Source organism: Cupriavidus sp. DB3 (assembly GCF_020418465.1).
Classification (GTDB): Bacteria; Pseudomonadota; Gammaproteobacteria; order Burkholderiales; family Burkholderiaceae; genus Cupriavidus; species Cupriavidus cauae.
In genome coordinates this window covers 446,972-465,773 of sequence record NZ_JAIZPL010000005.1, presented here as the reverse complement: position 1 = coordinate 465,773, position 18,802 = coordinate 446,972, and the positions used below count along the sequence as shown (strand labels likewise).

The following is an 18,802-nucleotide window of genomic DNA, read 5'->3' as shown; positions in this document are numbered from 1 at the left end:
CCGATCCCGATCCTGAATTCGATCCCGTCCATCCCACCAACCTCATCCGACAACGCCAAGCGATAGACCCGCATGCTGATCCATCCGAACTTCGATCCCATCGCCATCCATCTGGGCCCGCTGGCGATCCGCTGGTACGGGCTGATGTACCTCGCCGGCTTCATCATGTTTATGTGGTTCGGCCGCATCCGGCTGCGCCAGCCGCAGGTGGCGGCGCAGGGCTGGACCGCGCGCGATATCGACGACCTGCTGTTCTACGGCGTGCTCGGCGTGATCCTCGGCGGCCGACTCGGCTACGTGCTGTTCTACAAGCCGTCCTTCTACCTGTCGCACCCGCTGGATATCTTCAAGGTGTGGGAGGGCGGCATGGCCTTCCACGGCGGCTTCCTCGGCGTGGTGATCGCGATGTGGGTGTTCTCGAAGGTGCGCGGCCGGCATTGGATGGAAGTGACCGACTTCATCGCGCCGATGATTCCCTGCGGCCTCGCCGCCGGGCGGCTCGGCAACTTCATCAATGGCGAGCTGTGGGGCCGTCCCACCGATCTGCCGTGGGGCATGGTCTTCCCGCAGGCCGGCGACAATATCGCGCGCCATCCGTCGCAGCTGTACCAGTTCGCCGGCGAGGGCGTCGCGCTGTTCGTGATCCTGTGGCTGTTTGCCCGCCATCCGCGGCCGACGGGCGCGGTGTCCGGCGCCTTCCTGCTGGGCTACGGGGTGTTCCGCTTTCTCGCCGAATTCGCGCGCGAGCCGGACAACTTCCTCGGCCTGCTGGCGCTGAACTTTTCGATGGGTCAGTGGCTGAGCCTGCCGATGATCGTGGCGGGCGCGGCGATGATGTGGTGGGCGTATCGGCGCCAGCCGCAGCTGTCGGCCTGAAATCGGGTGATATCAGGCCTGACGGCGCCTGATATCGCCCGACAGCCGTCCCGCGTCAGGCCAGTTCCCACTTCCAGCGTACCCAGCCTTTCGAGGCCGCCCTGGCACGCCCGCCCCGGTCGCCGCCCTCGCGCGACAGCACCGACGGGGCGAACCGCTCCAGATGCGATCGCATCATCTGCTCGATGATCGGGTCCTTGCGCCCCTCGGCATTCATCCGTCGAATCAACCGCCACGCCGGTTTCAGCAGATAGACGCAGGCTTGCGGCGGCAGCAGCGGGAACACCTTGGCGAAATTGCCGATGGTGCTCAGATCCTTGTTCCGCACGGCCACCTCCAGGCCCGTTTCGTTGTCGGCCGAACGCGCGCACATCAGCGAAGCGAGAAGCAGGGGCGGCAACGACGACAAGGCGGCGGCATACGCCGGCGGCGTATGGCAATACCCGTGCTTGCAGGCGTGATAGAGCGCGGAGGTTCCGTCCGGCATGGCGGCCACCAGCATGGCGTAGTGATGGTCGCTGGGCACCAGCGCCTGCAGCAGTTCCAGAAATGGCCGGAACATCTCGGTGCGGCCGGCCTTCACGGCATAACCGAATGCCGTCGTGCCGCAGTCCGCCTGCGACCGCAGCAGGCGAATCCGCTGCTCCAGCGGAAGGTCGGCGATCAGCTCCCCGAACAGCCTCGCCGACGATGGCAGCCCGTGCGACATGATGTCGTAGAACAGCTGGGTCGAGCGGTTCGTGCTTAGCCGCTGGATGCGCTCATGCTGGGGCAGCGCGCGCAGTGCCGGTGCCAGCTGACGGACCGCGTCCTCGCAGCCATAACGCAGCAGATACCACAACGCATCGGCAGTCAGAGGCGGCAGCGCACCCGACAATTGCCGCGGCTGCTCGGGCAGGGTCACGTCGATCTCGCGCAGCTGCCGCAGCGTCGCCATGTCGAGCTCGACCATCAGCATGGCGTCCACCGTGTTCAGCGTCCGGTGCTGCCGAAGGAATGGATCGTAGTCGCGCGCGAACTCGGTGAAGCATCGCGCCTCCAGCTCACGTACTCCTTCCATGTCGTCGAAGCACGCTTCCAGATGCGTGGCGGTGATGTTGGGATCGTAGAAGGCGACCACGTAGCGGGTTCGATGCGGGTGGGGCAGGACGCGCAGCCCGACGGCCATTGCGTGATCGGGTGTCAGGATCAGCAGGGTCGTGGCCGTTTCGTCCCGGCCCTCGAGTTCGGCCAGGCGCGCGGCGAACTCCTCGCCCCAGTCTCCGATCATCACCACACGCAGCTTGCCGAGCTGCACGGCGTTCGGTACCACCCTGTAGTCGTAGTGCAGCGGGATGTTGTCCCGCAGCGCCTGTGCGGTCCCCAGCCTGGAGTAGTCGGGGCCGTGCGGCAGGCCATCGATGAACAGGCCAAGCCAGAAGACGGCCAGATGGCGGCAGGCAATCGGCCCGGACGGGCGTCCACGCGCGAAGGAGACCTCGCCATTGAGCCGCACGCGCGGGTTGGTCCCGCGTGGCCAGTGGAACCGATCCTCGAACAGTTCACTGTATCTGTCGGCCAGCAGCGCCGCCAGCGCCTGCCGTTGCGGCTCCGCAGCCGTTTTGCTGCGGACATGGAGCCGCCCATTTTCCCAACGGATCCGGAAGCGATCGCTTCCACATTGGAGCCACCCGCCATGGGCTTGCAATAGCCGCCGCATGTCACGGTTGCGCAGCGCCTCCGGCACTGCGCATCGCACCACGACGGGTTGTTTCGTGGGGGGAGGGGCGAGGAACATGATGTTCTCCGGAAAAGAGCGGTCGAACAGCATGCGGCCACGGCATGGCATGGCTCAAGAGACATGTGTCACTTATCGCGAGTTGCCTGTCGATTTATGAAAGCCTTTGCACATTACTTGCGCCATCCTGCCGCATCGGCGATCGCTTCCCCCGACGATGCGACCCGTGCCGACATCGATCGGCATTGGTCCGCGCCTTCGTTCCTGCGGCCGTCGCCACATTCGCTTCCCTTCGTTCAGCCCGCTTCCGGATTCATCATGCCGCCCCTGTCCGCTCCCGCCATCGCTACCGTCCTCTTTCCATCGCTGACTCCTGGCATCCGAGACGATGTCGGCAAGCGGACCGGCCGGTCCGCCGAGGCGCCCGTCGACGCGGTCCCGCAGGCGGAAGGCGCGATCGGGGACACAGTGGCAGCGAGCTGCGCACAGCATCTGCATCAACTGAAAAGGACGATTGACGCGCTGGCCATTCCGGCCAGCCAGAAGCAGCCTTTGAGACAGGAACTCGATGCGTGCGACAAGGACCTGACGGCGCTGCTGAACACGGCACGGGACATCGCGCAGCTCGAGCATCGTGCCACCATGCCATGGGAGGCCGGCCCACACGCGCGGGAGCGACACATCGCCGTGGTGATGGCACGCAACCTGAAGCTCGCGACGCAATGCCAGGCGCTGATGCAAAGGCTTCAGTCGCTGCAGGACGACATCGCGCCCCACGTGCAAAAGCGCAGCGTCGGCAAGGCCATCGCGCTCGCCGTGGGCGCACTGCTCGGCATTGCCGGTGCCGTCACGCTGGCGGTGATCCTGTGGCCGGTGGCCGTGACCGGCGTTGCGCTGGGCGGCTCCTTCCTGCTGACGGCGGCGTGTGCGGCGGGAACCGGTGCATCGGCCGCCGTGGGCGTGCTTGCCACGATCTTCGGCGCAGGGGAAGTGTTCGCCAAGCCCGAGGCCTACCGCCATTTTCCTGACCGGCAACCCGATCTCGCCGGCCTGATACACGAGATTGGCGAGCAGATGAGCCGTTGGCTCCAGGCCAATTCGGATTTCTCGCAGCCGCTCGCGTGGGACGTGCTGTCGGAGCTTTGTGGCGGTGAGATCAGGGCGGCTCACTTTTGCGCGGAAGTGCAGGGCATCAAGCTGTGCGAGGCCGCCAAGCGCCTGGTCGACCAATTTGGCGAGCGCGCGCCGGCGCAGAGCGGCCTGGCCCGCACCGTATCGTCGCGGCCGATCGTCCCCGACCGGAGCGCGGCCGACGTGCCTGACAACGTGCCTGACAACGTGCCTGACAACGTGTCGGCCAACGTTCGCGCCAACGCGCCTGAGGACGTGGCCGGCAGCCACGACAGCGACTGGGACGAAGTCCTGGAAAACGACCAGATGATCGAACAGCTCTGGCGCCGCCTGGGCTTTGAGCGGAAGAGTCCACCGAACGCGGCGGGTTGCACCGCGGAGGCGGCGTCGGCGGACACACCGGTCGACAATGCAGGCGATACCGCCAGCGATCGCACATTGAGCCGAACCGTATCCACCTCGAGCATTGGGTCGTACAACTCGGTGTACATGGAAGAGGGCCCGGACGGGTTGGACGATGCGTCGGCCTATGGTCTTGGGAAGAGCGGGAGTGCCTCGCAGCCTCTTCCCGCCGCGGCGGCCACCCCGACGGCCGCTCCCGCCGCCGCCGATGCCGACGCGGGCCCCGATGCCGGGGCGGCCGCGGCAGGTACCTCCACAGTGCAGTCGGCGCAGGCGGTGCAGGCGCCCGCGGTTGACGTGCAGGCACAGTGGGAGGAGAGCCTGGCCTGGGCGCAGGGCCGGATCCGCACCGCGACGCGATACTTGCAACACCTTTCGACCGCGCTTGCGCAGCCCCTTCCGGACCGTATCGACGGGGCCGAGCACAAGAAGGACATCATGGTCGAATATCTCTGCGCCTTCCAGCTTCTGGAAAAGGTACGCAGCGAGATGCTCGCGCTGGAGGAGATGGGGGGCCTCCATGCCGACCGCTTTGCCACGGCCGGTGCGATGAATCAGCTCGCGGTCACGATGTATATGGAACGCGGCCGGTTTCTGGGCAATAACGTGACCGGACTGCGCGCGCTGTTCGACGACCACAACAGCATCGGCTTCGACGAATTGCCGGATGCTTCCGGGCGCGCCGCGGCAAGCCAGGCCTGGAACGCCGTCATTGCCCAGGCGGCGGCGCTCGCCCGCCAATTGGACGACGTGTGCGCTTCCGTTTTCCAGCGAACTTTCCGGAACCTGGCGCTCGAGCGAGCCATGCACTTCTTCGCCCAATCCATCGCCGCACGCATCGCGACGATGGAGCGGCAATTGAGGCGGGATCCGCCGAAAGGGCAGTAGGGCGGCGCTACGCGCGAGCCGGCTTCAACGAGCTGCCTTCCGCAATCTTCGCGGCGACGATCTCGCGCAAGGCCTCGGCCACCGCGTCGGCGGCGGCCGTCCGCGGCAGCGCACGCGGCCAGCAAAGCGACAGCGTGCGGTCGAGCTCGGGGAGAATCAGCCGTGTCGGCAGGGCATCGTCATCCGGCTCGCGGCTCAGTGACGACGCGGGCAGGATCGTGCAGGCCAGCCCTTCCCGGGCGGTCTGCAGCAGGATCGGCAGCGAGTCGAGGTCGGCCACGACCTGCAGCCGAATGCCGGCGCCGCTGGCATGCCGCTCCAGCACTTCGCGCAGCCCTTGCGCCCCGCTCGGCAACACCAGCGGGACATCGGCCAGCGCCTTCAGGGCAATGGTTCCTTCCTTGCCCGACCTGGCGCGATGCCGCTTCGAGGCCGCGGAGACAGGCGGCGTGCCGACCAGGTACAGCGCCTCGCTGGCCAACGGCTCCAGTTCCACCGCCCGCGATGGGGTATCGCGAAACAGAATGGCGAAGTCGAGCCGGTTGTTGTTCAGCAGTTCGGCGATATAGCCGCTCATGCTCTCGAACAGCTGCAGCCGGACGCCCGGATAGCGCTGGCGCACCGCGCGCACCAGCGGCATGCCGAATGCCGCGGCGGCGGTGGTCGGCAGGCCGATCGCCACGGTGCCGGCGATGTCCGCGCCGGCGACCTTGACGTCGGCGCGCGCCACGTCGATCTGCTTGAGGATCGCGCGCGCATGCCGGTACAGCGTGCGGCCCGCCTCCGTGGGTTTGACGCCCTTGGCGCCGCGATGCACCAGCGCCACGCCCAGTTCCGCTTCGAGCGCCGCAAGCTGCTGGCTCAGGGCGGGCTGGGCCACGTGGGCGACCTCGGCGGCGCGGGTCAGGCTGCCGTGCTCCACGATCGCGACGAAATAGCGCATGCCCCGGATATCCATGTCCCGCCCCAATGACCCAGTGAAAGCCGAAGGTATTGATTGTACTTATGGCTGGCTCGCGATTCCGTATTTCCGCGCGGCGGCGATCGCGGCTAGATTGATGCCATCGCCCGCCATCCCGGCCCTCCCATTCCCTTCGCCAAGCCACTGCCATGACCCGACCGCTTGAAGGCATCACCGTCATCTCCCTCGAACAGGCCATCGCCGCCCCGTTCTGCACGCGCCAGCTGGCGGACCTCGGTGCCCGCGTGGTCAAGATCGAGCGTCCGGGCGCCGGCGATTTCGCGCGCGCCTACGACGATCGCGTGCACGGCCTGTCCTCGCACTTCGTCTGGACCAATCGCGGCAAGGAGAGCCTGACGCTGGACGTCAAGCACGAGGGCGCGGGTCCGGTGCTCGACGCGCTGCTGGCGCGCGCCGACGTGCTGGTGCAGAACCTCGCCCCGGGTGCGGCGGCGCGGCTGGGGCTCGATCATGCCGCGCTGTCCGAGCGCTTTCCGCGGCTGATCGTCTGCGATATCTCGGGCTACGGCGCCGACGGTCCCTATCGCGACAAGAAGGCCTACGACCTGCTGGTGCAGAGCGAGTCGGGCTTCGTCTCGGTGACCGGCACGCCGGAGGAGGGCGTCAAGGCCGGCGCATCGATCGCCGATATCGCCGCGGGCATGTACGCCTACACCAATATCCTGGCCGCGCTGCTCGAGCGCGGGCAGACGGGCCGCGGCAAGCGCATCGATATCTCGATGCTGGAGTCGATGGTCGAGTGGATGAGTTTCCCGCTGTACTACGCCTTCGATGGCGCCTCGCCGCCGCCGCGCGCGGGCGCCTCGCATGCCACCATCTATCCCTACGGGCCGTTCCCGACCGGCGACGGCAAGACCGTGATGCTCGGCCTGCAGAACGAACGCGAGTGGGCGGTGTTCTGCGAATCGGTGCTGCAGCAGCCTGAGCTGATCTCGCATCCCGACTACGCCAGCAACAGCCTGCGCAGCGCCAATCGTGGCGCGCTGCGCGAGCGCATCGTCGCGGCGTTCTCGCAGTGGAGCGCCGAGGAGGTCGGCGCGCGGCTCGACGCCGCGAAGATCGCCAACGCGCAGGTCAATACGATGGCCGACGTCTGGGCGCATCCGCAGCTGGCCGCGCGGCAGCGCTGGCGCCAGGTCGACACGCCGGCGGGCGCCATCCCGGCGCTGCTGCCGCCCGGCATGACGGACGCGCGCATGGACCCGGTGCCGGCCCTGGGCCAGCATACCGACGCGATCCTGGCCGAGCTGGGCATCGCGGGCGAGCAGATCGCCGCGATGCGCGCGGCCGGCGCGGTATGACGGCGGAGAACGCGATGACGACTCCGGGTACGCGGCTGCCGCGCAGCTATCTGTTCGTTCCGGCCAACCGGCCGGATCGCGTCGGCAAGGCGCTCGCCGCCGGGGCCGACGCGGTGATCGTCGATTTCGAGGACGCGGTGGCGCCGGCCGACAAGGCCGCCGCGCGCGAGGGCCTGCGCGCGCCCTGGCCCGCGCTGGCGCGGCAGGCCGTCGATGCCGGCGTGCTGCTGCTGGTGCGCGTGAACGCCGCCGGCACGCCGTACCACGACGACGATATCGCCTGGTGCCACGCGCTCGGCGTCGACACGCTGGTGTTGCCCAAGGCCGATGCCGAAGCGATGCGGGCGCTGCGGCAGGCGCTGCCGGCGGTGCAATGCCACGCGCTGCTGGAAACCGCGGCGGGCTTCGCCCAGCTTGCGGAGCTGGCCGCGCAGCCCGGCGTGGTGCGGCTGCTGTTCGGCAGCATCGACCTGATGGGCGACCTGGGCGTGGGCGATGAAGGCGAGCCGCTGCATGCCTTTCGCAGTCTGCTGGTGCTGCATTCGCGCGCGGCGGGGCTACCTGCGCCGGTGGACGGCGTCTGCACCGCGCTCGGCGATACCGCGGTGCTGGCCGCCGAAACGGCGCGTGCGCGCGCCTTCGGCTTCGGCGCCAAGCTGCTGATCCACCCGGCGCAGGTGGACCCTGTCCACGCCGGTCTCGCGCCGACCGAAGCGGAGCTGGCCTGGGCCAGGCGCGTGGTCGAAGCGGCCGCCTCGGCCGATGGCGCCGCCGTGGCGGTGGACGGAAAGATGGTCGATCGCCCGGTGCTGGAGCGGGCGCGGCGCATTCTGGCGGACGGCTGAAGCGGCGGACCGTCCTTCGGCGCCTGCCCAGGGCGCCGCCTGCAAGGCAAGCGCCCTACGAGGCGAGGCCCCACAGGCGCTCCCAGCCGCCTCAAGCCTTCGGCAAGCCGCTCAGAGCCGCTCAGAGCCGCTCAGAGCCGCTCAGAGCCGCTCAGAGCCGCTCAGAGCCGCTCAGGGCCGCTCAGAGCCGCCGGGGGCCACCCTGCAACCCTTACAGCACTTGCCGCTCTGCAACATCGAAACGCCTTGCCATTCCCTCGGCGTTATTCATAATTATGAATTATTGCGAGGGCCTCCCAAGGGGCTCCGGCCTTCGCGATGTCCATGCATCGCACCGGGAGGCCTCCATGCGCATCGTCCAGCAGGCGCTGTATCTCGAAGTCGCCGATCGCCTGCGCGCCATGATCGACGAGCACACGCTCGTGCCGGGCGCCTGGATCGACGAGGCGGCCCTGGCGACCACGCTGGGCATCTCGCGCACCCCGCTGCGCGAGGCGCTGAAGGTGCTGGCCGCCGAAGGGCTGGTGCGGCTGGAGCCGCGCCGCGGCTGCTTCGTCAACGAGTTGTCCGAACAGGACCTCGACGAGATCTTTCCGCTGATGGCGCTGCTCGAAGGGCGCTGCGCCTACGAGGCGGCCCGCAACGCCACCGCCGCCGACCTCGACGCGCTCGAGGACCTGCATCGCGATCTGGCGCGCTACGCCCGCGCCGGCCAGATCGACGCCTACTACGAGGCGAACTACCAGATCCACGAGGCGATCCAGCGGCTCGCCGGCAATCGCTGGCTGTCCGGGCTGATCGGCGACCTGCGCAAGGTGCTGCGCCTGTCGCGGCACAAGAGCCTGCAGTTGCCGGGCCGCATCGACGAATCCTGTGCCGAGCACCTGTCGGTCTTTGCCGCGCTGAAGGCGCGCGATCCCGAAGGCGCCGAGGCGATGATGAAGACCCACCTGCTGCGCCAGCGCGCCGCGTTGAAGGCGCTGGACGCGGATGCGCAAGCGGCAGCGCCCGAACCCGCGGCCCCGGCGCGACGGCGCCACAGCCGGCTTCGCCTCGCCGCCAAGGCCGCCTCCGACCGCTAGACCGAGCGCTGACCGAGCGCTGACCGACGGCTAACCGACCCCGCTGACACGACCGCTAACCGACCGCTGATCCGACCATCGACGACTCTCACTCACCCTCGCCACGCAGCACCGTAACGTTTCGAGTTCCGCTTCCATCCTTTGCCCGACAGGTAGTTCGATGACTTCTTTCGAGACCGGAGACAAGACCGTCAGCGCGCCGCTCGGCGCCAGCGAAACCCTGGGGGACGCCCGTCCCGACGCCGCCGGCGGCACGCTGCTGGCGCGCTTCGGCCGCTGGTGGAACCGCAAGGGGACCCCGGCCGAGGCCAACGCGGCCAACGATGGCAAGACCCGCACGGCCGCGCCCGCCACGCTGAGCGCGCGTGTGCAGCGCCGCCAGCGCGAGGAACTGCGCTTGTGCTTCGATGCCCGCCTGACCGACAGCGCCGCCAACGCCGCCGCGCAGGCCTGGCGCAACGAATACGAGGCCGCCGACGAGCCCACCCGCCAGGCCATGCTGACGCTGCTGGCCGAGGTCGCCAACAGCGGTGCGCAGGGCGACGGCGCCGCGGAAGGGGTGACAGGGGGCACGACTACGGGCACGGCCTCGGGCACGGTGGGCGAGGGCGGCAAGCCGGGACGCAACGGCTCGGGACTCTCCCATGCGCTGTCGAGCGCCCGCATCCGCTTCTTCAAGCGGCTGGCCGGGCTGCATGGCCCGAGCGCGACGTCGGCCTGCGGCCTGCATTTCATCATCCACCTGCGCGCGGACATGCTGCGCTGGTACAAGAAGATCCCCGGCCTGCGCGTGCTCGACGAAGACCTGGAAGGCCTGCTGTCGAACTGGTTCGACGTCGGCCTGCTCGAGCTGCAGCCGATCACCTGGGATTCGCCGGCGTCGCTGCTGGAAAAGCTGATCCGCTACGAGGCGGTGCATGAGATCGCCTCCTGGGCCGACCTGCGCAACCGGCTCGATTCGGACCGCCGCTGCTACGCCTTCTTCCATCCGCGGATTCCGCGCGAGCCGTTGATCTTCGTCGAGGTGGCATTCGTGCCGGAAATGGCCGCCAACGTGCAGAGCCTGCTCGACGAGGCGGCGCCGCAGGAAGACCTGCGCCGCGTCAAATGGGCGATCTTCTATTCGATCTCGAATACGCAGCCGGGCCTGCGCGGCGTCAGCTTCGGCAATTTCCTGCTCAAGCGCGTCATCGAGGAATTGCAGCGCGAATTCCCCAAGGTCAAGCAGTTCGCCACGCTGTCGCCGATACCGGGTTTCGCCGACTGGCTGCGCAAGCAGGACGGCGATACCGTCGCCAAGGTGCTGGGCGGCAAGTGCATGCAGCGCTGGAGCGCACGTGCGCCGGCTGCCGGGGAAGCCAGGCCGCCGGCGGTGCCGGCGACCGGCGCCGAATGGCTGGCCGCGCTGAACGCCGGTTCGGACGACGCGCTGGTGCGCGACAGCGGCCTGGCGCTGGCCGCGCACTTCCTCGTGCACGCCCGCAACGGCGCGCTGCCTGCCGATCCGGTGGCGCGTTTCCACCTCGGCAACGGCGCCTGCGTCGAGCGGCTGAACTGGGGCGCGGACCTGTCGAGCAAGGGACGCGCGCAGTCGTGCGGCATGATGGTCAATTACCTGTACGTGCCGGAGGCGCTCGACGACAATCTGGCCAAGCTCGGCGAGGGCAATCCGCGCATCAGCCGGTCGGTCGCCAAGCTGCTGGCGCGCTCCTGAGGGAGCACGGCCGGCAGGGCTCGCATCACCGGATGGCATTACCGGATGGCATCACCGGATCGCATCACCGCATCACCGCATCACCAAGTTTCGCAGTGCTTTTTCGACGGGAAGTTCCAACGCGGTTCACACCAGCAGTTCACATCGCATTTTCATAAGACAAAGCGAGGAGACACACCATGGAACGTAGTCAGTTCAAGCGGACGGCGCGGATGCTGGCAGTGGCCGGCGGCATCGCCATGATGGCGCTCGGCCCGGCGGCGGCGCAGGAGCCCTGGCCGTCGCGGCCGGTCACCATCGTCGTGCCGTTCCCGGCCGGCGGCGGCACCGACGCCTTTGCGCGCCCGCTGGCGGCGCAATTGTCCAAGCAGCTGGGCAAGCAGTTCGTCATCGACAACCGCGGCGGCGCGGGCGGCACGGTCGGCGCCAGCCTCGCCTCGAAGGCCGCGCCCGATGGCTACACGATCTTCATCGGCGGCGCGCATCACGTGATCGCGCCCTCGTTCTACAAGAAGCTCGACTACGACATCGAGAAGGACTTCGTGCCGATCACCGTGATCGCGCAGCCGCCGCAGGTGGTGGTGGTCAACCCGACCAAGGTCCAGGCCAGGACGCTGCAGGAGCTGATCGCCTACGCGCGCCAGAATCCCGGCAAGCTGAACTACGGTTCGGCCGGCAACGGGTCGTCGCACCATCTGGCGGGCGAGCTGTTCAAGATCCAGACCAAGACCTTCATCACGCATATCCCGTACAAGGGCGCGGGCCCGGCGCTGTCCGACCTGATCGCCGGCCAGGTCGACATGGTGTTCGATGGCCTCGGTTCGTCGGCCCAGCATATCCGCGGCGGCCGCATCCGGGCGCTGGCGGTGGCCGCGCCCAAGCGCTCGCCGGCCTTCCCCGACGTGCCGACCGCGGCCGAAGCCGGCGTGCCGAACTACGAGGTGTCGACCTGGTATGCGCTGTGGGTACCGAAGAACACGCCCAAGGAGATCAGCGACAAGCTCTACGCCGAGGTCAACAAGGCCCTCAATACGCCGGAGCTCAAGCAGATCTGGCTGAACAACGGCTCGGAGACGCCGTCGTACACGCCGGACCAGTTCGCCCAGTTCCAGCGCGCCGAGATCAAGCGCTGGGCCCAGGTGGTGCAGCAGTCCGGCGCCAAGATGGATTGATGGCGATGATGCCGACAATGACGTCGATGGCCGCGTTGAATCCGCGGGGGGTACTGTGAGCGGTGCGGTCAGTTTCGAGCGCGATGGCGACATCGCGCTGGTCACGCTGTCGAATCCGGGCAAGCTCAACGCGATCTCGGAAGCGATGTGGCGCGCGCTGACGGATGGCTTTGCGCGCCTGTCGGCCGACCGCACGCTGCGCTGCGTGGTGCTGCGCGGCGCCGACGGCAACTTCGCCGCCGGCGCCGATATCGCGGAGTTTCCGCGGCTGCGCGGCGATCCCGCTTCGGTGCGCGCCTACCACGTCGACCTGCTGGCGCCGGCGCTGGCCGCGATCGCGGGCTGCCTGCATCCGACCGTGGCCTGCATCGAGGGCGTCTGCGTCGGCGGCGGGCTGGAGATCGCCTGCCATTGCGATCTGCGCATCGCGGGAACGGACAGCCGCTTCGGTGTGCCGATCAACAAGCTGGGTTTCCCGATGGCGCCCGGCGAGTTGCGGGGCCTGCTGGCACTGGCCGGGCGCGCGGCGACGCTGGAAATCCTGCTGGAAGGCCGCGTGTTCGATGCCGCCGAGGCGCAGGCCAAGGGCTTGCTGACGCGCGTGGTGCCGCGCGGCGACGTCGCCGCCGAGGCGATGGCCACCGCCCGCCGCATCGCCGCCGGCGCACCGCTGGCCGCGCGCATCAACAAGGCCACCATCGCGCGCCTGTCGCCGCAGCCCGCGCCGCTGTCGGCGAGCGAGCTCGATGCCCATTTCTCTTACGCGGCGAGCCGCGACCATGCCGAGGGCGTCGCCGCCTTCCTGGCGCGCCGGCCGCCCCGTTTCGACGGACAGGAGGGCGCCTAGCGCCGTCGCTGCCGTTCCCCGTTTTCTTCTTATCCCTCCAAGCTTTTATCCGCTGATCGCATGAACGCCAATCTGTTCGCCCTGTTCGAATCCCGCTTCCCCGCCAAGCGCGAGGCCTGCTGCATCGAGACGCACGACGGCCTGTACTACAGCTGGGACGATCTCGATCGCGCCACCGCCAAGCTGGCCAACCTGCTCGCCTCGCTCGACCTGCCGGAAGGCGCGCGCGTCGCGGTGCAGGTCGAGAAGTCGCCCGAAGCGCTGTTCCTGTACCTGGCCACGCTGCGCGCCGGCTATGTCTATCTGCCGCTGAACACGGCCTATCAGGAAGCGGAGATCGACTACTTCATCGGCAATGCCGAGCCCGCCGTGGTGGTCTGCAGCAGCGCCAATTTCGGCTGGGTGTCGAAGCTGGCGTTCCGCCACGGCACCGGCCATGTGTTTACGCTCGACGACGACCGTGGCGGCACGCTGCTGGCGCGCGCCGCGGCGCAGCCGGACCGCTTCGACACGGTGCAGCGCGAGCCCGACGATCTGGCGGCGATCCTCTATACCTCGGGCACCACGGGCCGCAGCAAGGGCGCGATGCTGACCCATCGCAACCTGTCGTCGAACGCGGAGACGCTGCACAAGGCCTGGGGCTGGCGCAGCGACGACGTGCTGCTGCACATGCTGCCGATCTTCCATGTGCACGGGCTGTTCGTCGCCTCGCATGGCGCGCTGCTGGCGGGCGCCAAGATGATCTGGGCGCCGAAGTTCGACATCGAGCAGGTGCTGCGTTTCCTGCCGCGCTCGACCGTGATGATGGGCGTGCCGACCTACTACGTGCGGATGCTGCAGGACCAGCGCTTCGACGAGGACACCTGCCGCCGCATGCGCCTGTTCGTGTCGGGCTCGGCGCCGCTGCTGCTGGAGACCTTCGAGGCGTTCCGCGAGCGCACCGGCCATACGATCCTCGAGCGCTATGGCATGAGCGAGACGGTGATGCTGGTGTCGAATCCCTATGACGCCAGCGAGGGCGAACGGATCGGCGGCACCGTGGGCCGTCCGCTGCCGGGCGTGTCGGTGCGCGTGGTCGATGGCGAGGGCAAGCCTTGCCCCGCCGGCGAAATCGGCGCGGTCGAGGTCAAGGGTCCCAATGTGTTCAAGGGCTACTGGCGCATGCCGGAGAAGACCCGCGAGGAATTCACGGCGGACGGCTGGTTCAAGACCGGCGACATGGGACGCTTCGGCGGCGCCATCGTCGGCATGTCCGGGGAGCGCAAGGTGCCGGACGACTACCTGACCATCGTCGGCCGCAGCAAGGACCTGATCATCTCCGGCGGCTACAACGTCTATCCGAAGGAGATCGAGAGCTTCCTCGACGAGATGCCGGGGGTGCAGGAGAGCGCGGTGATCGGCGTGCCGCATCCGGATTTCGGCGAGGCCGTGGTGGCCGTGGTGGTCGGCAAGCCCGGGGCGGAGCTGAACGAGCAGGCGATGATCGGCACGCTGAAGCACCGCATCGCCAACTTCAAGGTGCCCAAGCGGATTCACCTGGTCAGCGAATTGCCGCGCAATACGATGGGCAAGGTGCAGAAGAACCTGCTGCGGGAGCGGTTCAGCGGGTGATTGGGTCTGGGGGAGTCTGGCGCCCCTCTCCCGCGCGTGGGAGAGGAGCGGGGGGAGGGCACGCGCTGGTCGTTGCGCCGCGCGCCGTTTGAAACCACCTCCCTCTCCCCGACCCTCTCCCCTCACAGGGGAGAGGGAGTACGCATCAGGCAGCGCAGGGCCTGCCGCGCCTTACTTCAGCATCTGCACCGAGCCGTTCACCGTCACGGTGACCTGGGCCTTGCCGCCCTCCATCGGCACCGGCGCCGCCTCCGCGGCCATCGCGGCCTTGGCGTACATGCGCGGCATCGGCGTCACGGTGCCGGCCTCGCCGACCTGCACGCTGCGGATCGTGTAGCTGCCGTAGCCGAACAGCTTGGTCGTGGTCTGCGCCTTGTCGCGGAACGCGGCGACCGCCTGCTCGGTCAGCTTGCTCTCGGCCGCGAGTCGCGCCTCGCGCGACAGCGAGAAGCTGATGTTCTGCACCTGCATCTGGCTGGCCAGCTCGCCGGCGAGCTTCGAGGCCGCGCTGAAATCGCGCGACTGCAGGATGACCTCGGCGCGTCCGCGCCAGGTGCTGATGCGGCCGTTGCGGTCGGTGCTCGGATAGATCGTGAAGCCGCCCGATTCCGCCTGGATGCCGGATTCGCGCTTGGCGCGCGCGATCACCTGCTGCGCCTTGGCCGACAGCGCCGACGAGATAGCGGCCGGCTCGGCGCCTTCCTGCTCCGCGGCCAGCGTCACGCGCACCACGTCGGTCGGCACTTCCGCCGCGGCCTCGGCCGACAGCGACAGCACGCCCGCGGGCGGCTGCCATCCCTCGGGCGGCGTCGGTCCGCCCTGTGCGGAGGCGGCCAGTGCGGTGGTACCGAGCAGGGTAGCGGCGAGCAATTGCTTCATCGAGTTCTCCATGACAATGTGATGGTGATCAGACGGTCACTGGCAGCGCCGGGTTCCCTTGCGTAGCCGGGCGCTTGTATCGGCGTATTACCGGGCCGACGCGGGCCGACGCGGGGCCGACACGGGCGGACGTGGCCGACACGGGCCAACGCGGACCGACGCGGACTGGCGCGGACCGGCGCGGACCTCACGCCCTGGCCAGCTTGCTCAGAACGTCTGCCAGGCCTTCCACAGCATGTAGGTGGCCAGGCAGAACAGCATGCCGGCGAAGATGCGCTTGAGCTTGCGCACCTCCATCCGGTGCGCGGTGCGCGCGCCCAGCGGCGCGGTCAGCACGCTGGCGATCGCGATCACGGCCAGCGCGGGCAGATAGACATAGCCGAGCGAACCGGCCGGCAGGCCGGTCATCTGGTAGCCGCTCCAGACATAGCCGATCACGCTGGCCGCGGCGATCGGGAAGCCCAGCGCGGCCGACGTGGCCACCGCGTGGTGGATCGGCACGTTGCACCAGGTCATGAACGGCACCGAGACAAAGCCGCCGCCGGCGCCGACCAGGCTGGACAGGAAGCCGATTGCCGAACCCGCGCCGAACATGCCGGGGAAGCCAGGGAGCTGCCGGGTCGCCGACGGCTTGCGATTGCGCAGCATCTGCGAGGCCGAGAAGCCGACGAACAACGCAAACAGCAGCGACAGCCAGCCGGTCTTCAGCGCGGCGAACACCTTGCCGCCGCCGATCATGCCGCCCAGCAGGATGCCTGGCGCCAGCGCCAATACGATCTTCCAGCGCACCGCGCCCTGCTTGTGGTGGGCGCGCACCGACGACAGCGAGGTGAACAGGATGGTGGACATCGAGGTGGCGATCGCCATGTGGACGATCGCTTCTTCGGGAAAGGCCAGCCAGCTGAAGGTCAGCGTCAGGAACGGCACCATCATCATGCCGCCGCCGACGCCGAGCAGGCCGGCGCAGAAGCCGGTGAACGCGCCGAGCAGCAGCAGCGCAGGAATCAGGGAGAGAGTCATGCGTGGATCGCTTCGTGATGTTTTTCGTTATGGTTATCTCGCGGGCGGTGGATGTACCGCCCACGCGCATCGCACGCGGTTCAGCGGCGTCCCATCAGCCGCGTGGTGATGAACTGCCATTCCTGCGGCGTGACCGGCGTGATCGACAGCCGGTTGCCCCGGCGCAGCACGATCATGTCGGCCAGCTCTTCATGCTCGCGCAATTGCGCCAGCGAGATCAGCTCGCACTTGTCGACGAACTTGACGTCGACCAGCTCCCAGCGGGGATGCTCCGGCTTCGAGGCCGGGTCGTGGTACTTGCTGTGGGGATCGAACTGGGTGGGATCGGGGTAGGGCGTCGAGCAGACCTCGGCCAATCCCGCGATGCCGGGCTGCGGGCACGACGAGTGGTAGAACAGCACGCCGTCGCCGATGCGCATCGCGTCGCGCATGAAATTGCGCGCCTGGTAGTTGCGCACGCCGGTCCAGGGCAGCCGTCCCTGCTCGGCCAGCGTATCGATGCTGGCCTCGTCGGGCTCGGACTTCATCAGCCAGTACTGGCGCGCGCGGGACGCACCCGCGGCCGGCTTGTCGGCGGCCTTCGTTGCGGACCTTGGGGCCGATTTGGAAGCCGATTTGGCAGCCGATTCAGCAGCCGATTTTGCAGCCGATTTTGCGGCGGACTCGGTGGCCGCCTTCTTGTCGGAGGGACTCATGCTCGCACGTCGTGGATGGTCGGAACGGCATCGCGAAGACGCGGCAAGGGCCTTGCAGCGGCGGCGCGACGCGGCAAGCATACCGTGAAAGCGCCTTCGTCGCCCGCATTGGCATCGTAGGCATAAACGCGCGCAACAGGGCAGGGGACTGCGCCGGCAACGGAGCTCTGCGGCTGCGCGGCAGAAATGGGGGGAAATGCGGGGGAAATGCGGGGGAAATGCGGGGGGAAAACGCGGGCAAAAACGCCGGCAAAAAAAGAGGCGATGGTCCAAAGACCATCGCCTCTTGCTGTAGGGTCCCCGCCTCGGCCGTTGGGTCGGCATCCTGAACCCAAGTGAGGTTCAGTGTGGCTGCGGAAGCCGTATTTCGGGTACATCACCTATTCAGGGAGCCCAGGTTCGAGACCTACGCTATGAACACTGTGACGCGCTCGCCCACACGGCATCATCCCGCACCATGCAATGCATATCGGTTCAAGGAGTTTATGACCTTCGCGAACCAGGCAGGGAAACTGTCAAACGTCTGACTATCCAATTGGGCCCGGACATCGAAGTCCGGGGGAGGTCAGACGTTTGCCGTTTCAAACTGGGATGGGAGGAAAACGGCGGCCGGGCGCGATAACCCGACCATGTTTCTGCACCTTGGTACCCCCGTGCAGTGGCTCCACTATACACCGGGCTTTCTCGCATACCAAGCGCGTCTTGGCTTGTCGTTACATTTTGCGTGGCAGCCGCGGCACGGTCTTCACATGCCCTTCATATCCGGTCCATTTGCCCTATATCGCTATGGTGAAGGGCCTTGCACAAGGGCCCATATGCGGGCCCCTGCGTGCAATTCAAGGGGTCAGGATTGCGCCGGCGAAACGGTATGGGCAGGGCCGGTATGGGTATGGCCCACACTGCCGCCGCCCATGCTGGTGCCGACATGCGCGTACTGGCGCAGCGCCTCGTCGGCGCGCTCGTTCAGCTCGCGGATGCGAGCGCGCACGGCGTCCACCGGAATCGCGCCGTCCTCCTGCTGCTTGCGCTTGAGCGCGAGCAGATCCGAGGCGATGCTGATCGCGGCCATCACCGCGACCCGTTCGACGCCCTTGGTCGAGGCGCCGGACTTGATGCGCGTCATCTGGTCGTCGACCAGGGCCACCGCTTCGAGCAGCGCGGCCTCGTTCTCGGGGGCGATCGCGAAGCGGTAGGGCTGCCCCGCGATATGGACTTCGACTTGCTTGTTGCCGCTCATGCGTGTTCTCCGGAAGGCTGGGCGCCGCGCGGCTCGCCCTGGATGCGCTCGGCGGGAAGCTCCCCTTCCTCGAGCAGATCCAGCTGGCGCGCATCGGTGGCCGTGGGCAGCTTGTCCAGGATCGACTGGATGCGCAATTGCGCTTCCTCGATCTTGATGTTCAGCAGTTCGCGATCGGCGGCCATCGCCTCGCGATCGCTGCGCAGCTGCGCGGCCTCCGCCTGCAGGCGTTCGATCTCCTCGCGCAGCCGCTGGTTTTCTGCCGCCAGCGTGTCCGCGTGGTGCAGCACGCGGCCGATCTTGGCGGCCAGTTGTTCGAGTTCGGTCAGCATGGGCCTGTCGTGTTCTCAGGGTGTCAGGTAACGGGATTCTAGCCGATGCATGGTCCGCGTCATCACTGCGG

16 protein-coding genes are annotated in these 18,802 nt (G+C 68.0%); 9 read left to right on the top strand and 7 right to left on the bottom strand.

Annotated features, from left to right (window positions below; translation table 11 throughout):
- Positions 1 to 72 precede the first annotated feature (72 nt).
- A complete protein-coding gene (lgt, locus tag K7G19_RS18450) occupies positions 73 to 876 on the top strand; it encodes a prolipoprotein diacylglyceryl transferase (RefSeq protein ID WP_226108498.1) in 804 nt (267 codons plus the stop codon).
- A gap of 55 nt (positions 877 to 931) precedes the next feature.
- Here the strand turns inward: lgt and K7G19_RS18445 are convergent, their stop codons facing one another.
- Positions 932 to 2,686 (bottom strand): ShET2/EspL2 family type III secretion system effector toxin, encoded by a 1,755-nt coding sequence (locus K7G19_RS18445; protein WP_226108495.1) that lies wholly within the window; start codon positions 2,684 to 2,686, stop codon positions 932 to 934.
- Between the two features lie 63 nt (positions 2,687 to 2,749).
- Between K7G19_RS18445 and K7G19_RS18440 the strand changes: the two genes are divergently transcribed.
- Positions 2,750 to 5,014 carry a hypothetical protein gene (locus K7G19_RS18440; protein ID WP_226108493.1) on the top strand — a complete coding sequence of 755 codons (2,265 nt, stop codon included), beginning with the start codon at positions 2,750 to 2,752 and terminating at the stop codon, positions 5,012 to 5,014.
- 7 nt (positions 5,015 to 5,021) lie between these two features.
- Here K7G19_RS18440 and K7G19_RS18435 read toward each other — a convergent pair whose 3' ends face one another.
- Positions 5,022 to 5,972 carry a LysR substrate-binding domain-containing protein gene (locus K7G19_RS18435; RefSeq protein WP_226108491.1) on the bottom strand — a complete coding sequence of 317 codons (951 nt, stop codon included), beginning with the start codon at positions 5,970 to 5,972 and terminating at the stop codon, positions 5,022 to 5,024.
- A 152-nt stretch (positions 5,973 to 6,124) separates the two neighbouring features.
- Here K7G19_RS18435 and K7G19_RS18430 point away from each other — a divergent pair, with 152 nt between their 5' ends.
- From K7G19_RS18430 to K7G19_RS18400, 7 genes are all read left to right on the top strand, one after another.
- Positions 6,125 to 7,297 (top strand): CaiB/BaiF CoA-transferase family protein, encoded by a 1,173-nt coding sequence (locus K7G19_RS18430; protein ID WP_226108489.1) that lies wholly within the window; start codon positions 6,125 to 6,127, stop codon positions 7,295 to 7,297.
- Positions 7,298 to 7,311: 14 nt separating this feature from the next.
- Positions 7,312 to 8,142 carry a CoA ester lyase gene (locus K7G19_RS18425; protein ID WP_226108487.1) on the top strand — a complete coding sequence of 277 codons (831 nt, stop codon included), beginning with the start codon at positions 7,312 to 7,314 and terminating at the stop codon, positions 8,140 to 8,142.
- Positions 8,143 to 8,489: 347 nt separating this feature from the next.
- A complete protein-coding gene (locus K7G19_RS18420; protein WP_226108485.1) occupies positions 8,490 to 9,224 on the top strand; it encodes a GntR family transcriptional regulator in 735 nt (244 codons plus the stop codon).
- Between the two features lie 160 nt (positions 9,225 to 9,384).
- A complete protein-coding gene (locus K7G19_RS18415; protein WP_226108483.1) occupies positions 9,385 to 10,938 on the top strand; it encodes a malonyl-CoA decarboxylase domain-containing protein in 1,554 nt (517 codons plus the stop codon).
- Positions 10,939 to 11,117: 179 nt separating this feature from the next.
- Positions 11,118 to 12,110, top strand: coding sequence for a tripartite tricarboxylate transporter substrate binding protein (locus K7G19_RS18410; protein ID WP_149317696.1), 993 nt, complete (start codon positions 11,118 to 11,120; stop codon positions 12,108 to 12,110).
- 55 nt (positions 12,111 to 12,165) lie between these two features.
- Positions 12,166 to 12,957, top strand: coding sequence for an enoyl-CoA hydratase-related protein (locus K7G19_RS18405; RefSeq protein WP_226108481.1), 792 nt, complete (start codon positions 12,166 to 12,168; stop codon positions 12,955 to 12,957).
- 60 nt (positions 12,958 to 13,017) lie between these two features.
- Positions 13,018 to 14,568, top strand: coding sequence for a malonyl-CoA synthase (locus K7G19_RS18400; RefSeq protein WP_226108479.1), 1,551 nt, complete (start codon positions 13,018 to 13,020; stop codon positions 14,566 to 14,568).
- A 171-nt stretch (positions 14,569 to 14,739) separates the two neighbouring features.
- Here the strand turns inward: K7G19_RS18400 and K7G19_RS18395 are convergent, their stop codons facing one another.
- The 5 genes from K7G19_RS18395 to K7G19_RS18375 all read right to left on the bottom strand — a co-directional run bounded on the left by K7G19_RS18395 (position 14,740) and on the right by K7G19_RS18375 (position 18,731).
- Complete coding sequence (locus K7G19_RS18395) at positions 14,740 to 15,447, bottom strand: SIMPL domain-containing protein (protein ID WP_149317699.1); 708 nt, start codon at positions 15,445 to 15,447, stop codon at positions 14,740 to 14,742.
- A 207-nt stretch (positions 15,448 to 15,654) separates the two neighbouring features.
- The gene (locus K7G19_RS18390; RefSeq protein WP_149317700.1) at positions 15,655 to 16,467 is read right to left on the bottom strand and encodes a sulfite exporter TauE/SafE family protein; all 813 of its coding nucleotides are present in this window, start codon (positions 16,465 to 16,467) and stop codon (positions 15,655 to 15,657) included.
- 80 nt (positions 16,468 to 16,547) lie between these two features.
- Positions 16,548 to 16,994, bottom strand: a complete 447-nt coding sequence (locus K7G19_RS18385; protein WP_226108477.1) for an EVE domain-containing protein — start codon at positions 16,992 to 16,994, stop codon at positions 16,548 to 16,550.
- Between the two features lie 1,012 nt (positions 16,995 to 18,006).
- Positions 18,007 to 18,399, bottom strand: a complete 393-nt coding sequence (locus K7G19_RS18380; RefSeq protein ID WP_149317703.1) for a cell division protein ZapA — start codon at positions 18,397 to 18,399, stop codon at positions 18,007 to 18,009.
- On the bottom strand, positions 18,396 to 18,731 hold the full coding sequence (locus K7G19_RS18375; protein ID WP_006577387.1) for a hypothetical protein: 336 nt from the start codon (positions 18,729 to 18,731) through the stop codon (positions 18,396 to 18,398). Before K7G19_RS18375 ends, K7G19_RS18380 begins: the two co-directional genes overlap by 4 nt.
- Positions 18,732 to 18,802 lie beyond the last annotated feature (71 nt).

What these genes read in the sequence shown, in the direction of transcription:
- lgt (WP_226108498.1), top strand. Translation starts at nt 73, where the DNA reads ATGCTGATCCATCCGAACTTCGATCCCATCGCCATCCATCTGGGCCCG.
- K7G19_RS18445 (WP_226108495.1), bottom strand. Translation starts at nt 2,686, where the DNA reads ATGCTGTTCGACCGCTCTTTTCCGGAGAACATCATGTTCCTCGCCCCT.
- K7G19_RS18440 (WP_226108493.1), top strand. Translation starts at nt 2,750, where the DNA reads ATGAAAGCCTTTGCACATTACTTGCGCCATCCTGCCGCATCGGCGATC.
- K7G19_RS18435 (WP_226108491.1), bottom strand. Translation starts at nt 5,972, where the DNA reads ATGGATATCCGGGGCATGCGCTATTTCGTCGCGATCGTGGAGCACGGC.
- K7G19_RS18430 (WP_226108489.1), top strand. Translation starts at nt 6,125, where the DNA reads ATGACCCGACCGCTTGAAGGCATCACCGTCATCTCCCTCGAACAGGCC.
- K7G19_RS18425 (WP_226108487.1), top strand. Translation starts at nt 7,312, where the DNA reads ATGACGACTCCGGGTACGCGGCTGCCGCGCAGCTATCTGTTCGTTCCG.
- K7G19_RS18420 (WP_226108485.1), top strand. Translation starts at nt 8,490, where the DNA reads ATGCGCATCGTCCAGCAGGCGCTGTATCTCGAAGTCGCCGATCGCCTG.
- K7G19_RS18415 (WP_226108483.1), top strand. Translation starts at nt 9,385, where the DNA reads ATGACTTCTTTCGAGACCGGAGACAAGACCGTCAGCGCGCCGCTCGGC.
- K7G19_RS18410 (WP_149317696.1), top strand. Translation starts at nt 11,118, where the DNA reads ATGGAACGTAGTCAGTTCAAGCGGACGGCGCGGATGCTGGCAGTGGCC.
- K7G19_RS18400 (WP_226108479.1), top strand. Translation starts at nt 13,018, where the DNA reads ATGAACGCCAATCTGTTCGCCCTGTTCGAATCCCGCTTCCCCGCCAAG.
- K7G19_RS18395 (WP_149317699.1), bottom strand. Translation starts at nt 15,447, where the DNA reads ATGAAGCAATTGCTCGCCGCTACCCTGCTCGGTACCACCGCACTGGCC.
- K7G19_RS18390 (WP_149317700.1), bottom strand. Translation starts at nt 16,467, where the DNA reads ATGACTCTCTCCCTGATTCCTGCGCTGCTGCTGCTCGGCGCGTTCACC.
- K7G19_RS18385 (WP_226108477.1), bottom strand. Translation starts at nt 16,994, where the DNA reads ATGAAGTCCGAGCCCGACGAGGCCAGCATCGATACGCTGGCCGAGCAG.
- K7G19_RS18380 (WP_149317703.1), bottom strand. Translation starts at nt 18,399, where the DNA reads ATGAGCGGCAACAAGCAAGTCGAAGTCCATATCGCGGGGCAGCCCTAC.
- K7G19_RS18375 (WP_006577387.1), bottom strand. Translation starts at nt 18,731, where the DNA reads ATGCTGACCGAACTCGAACAACTGGCCGCCAAGATCGGCCGCGTGCTG.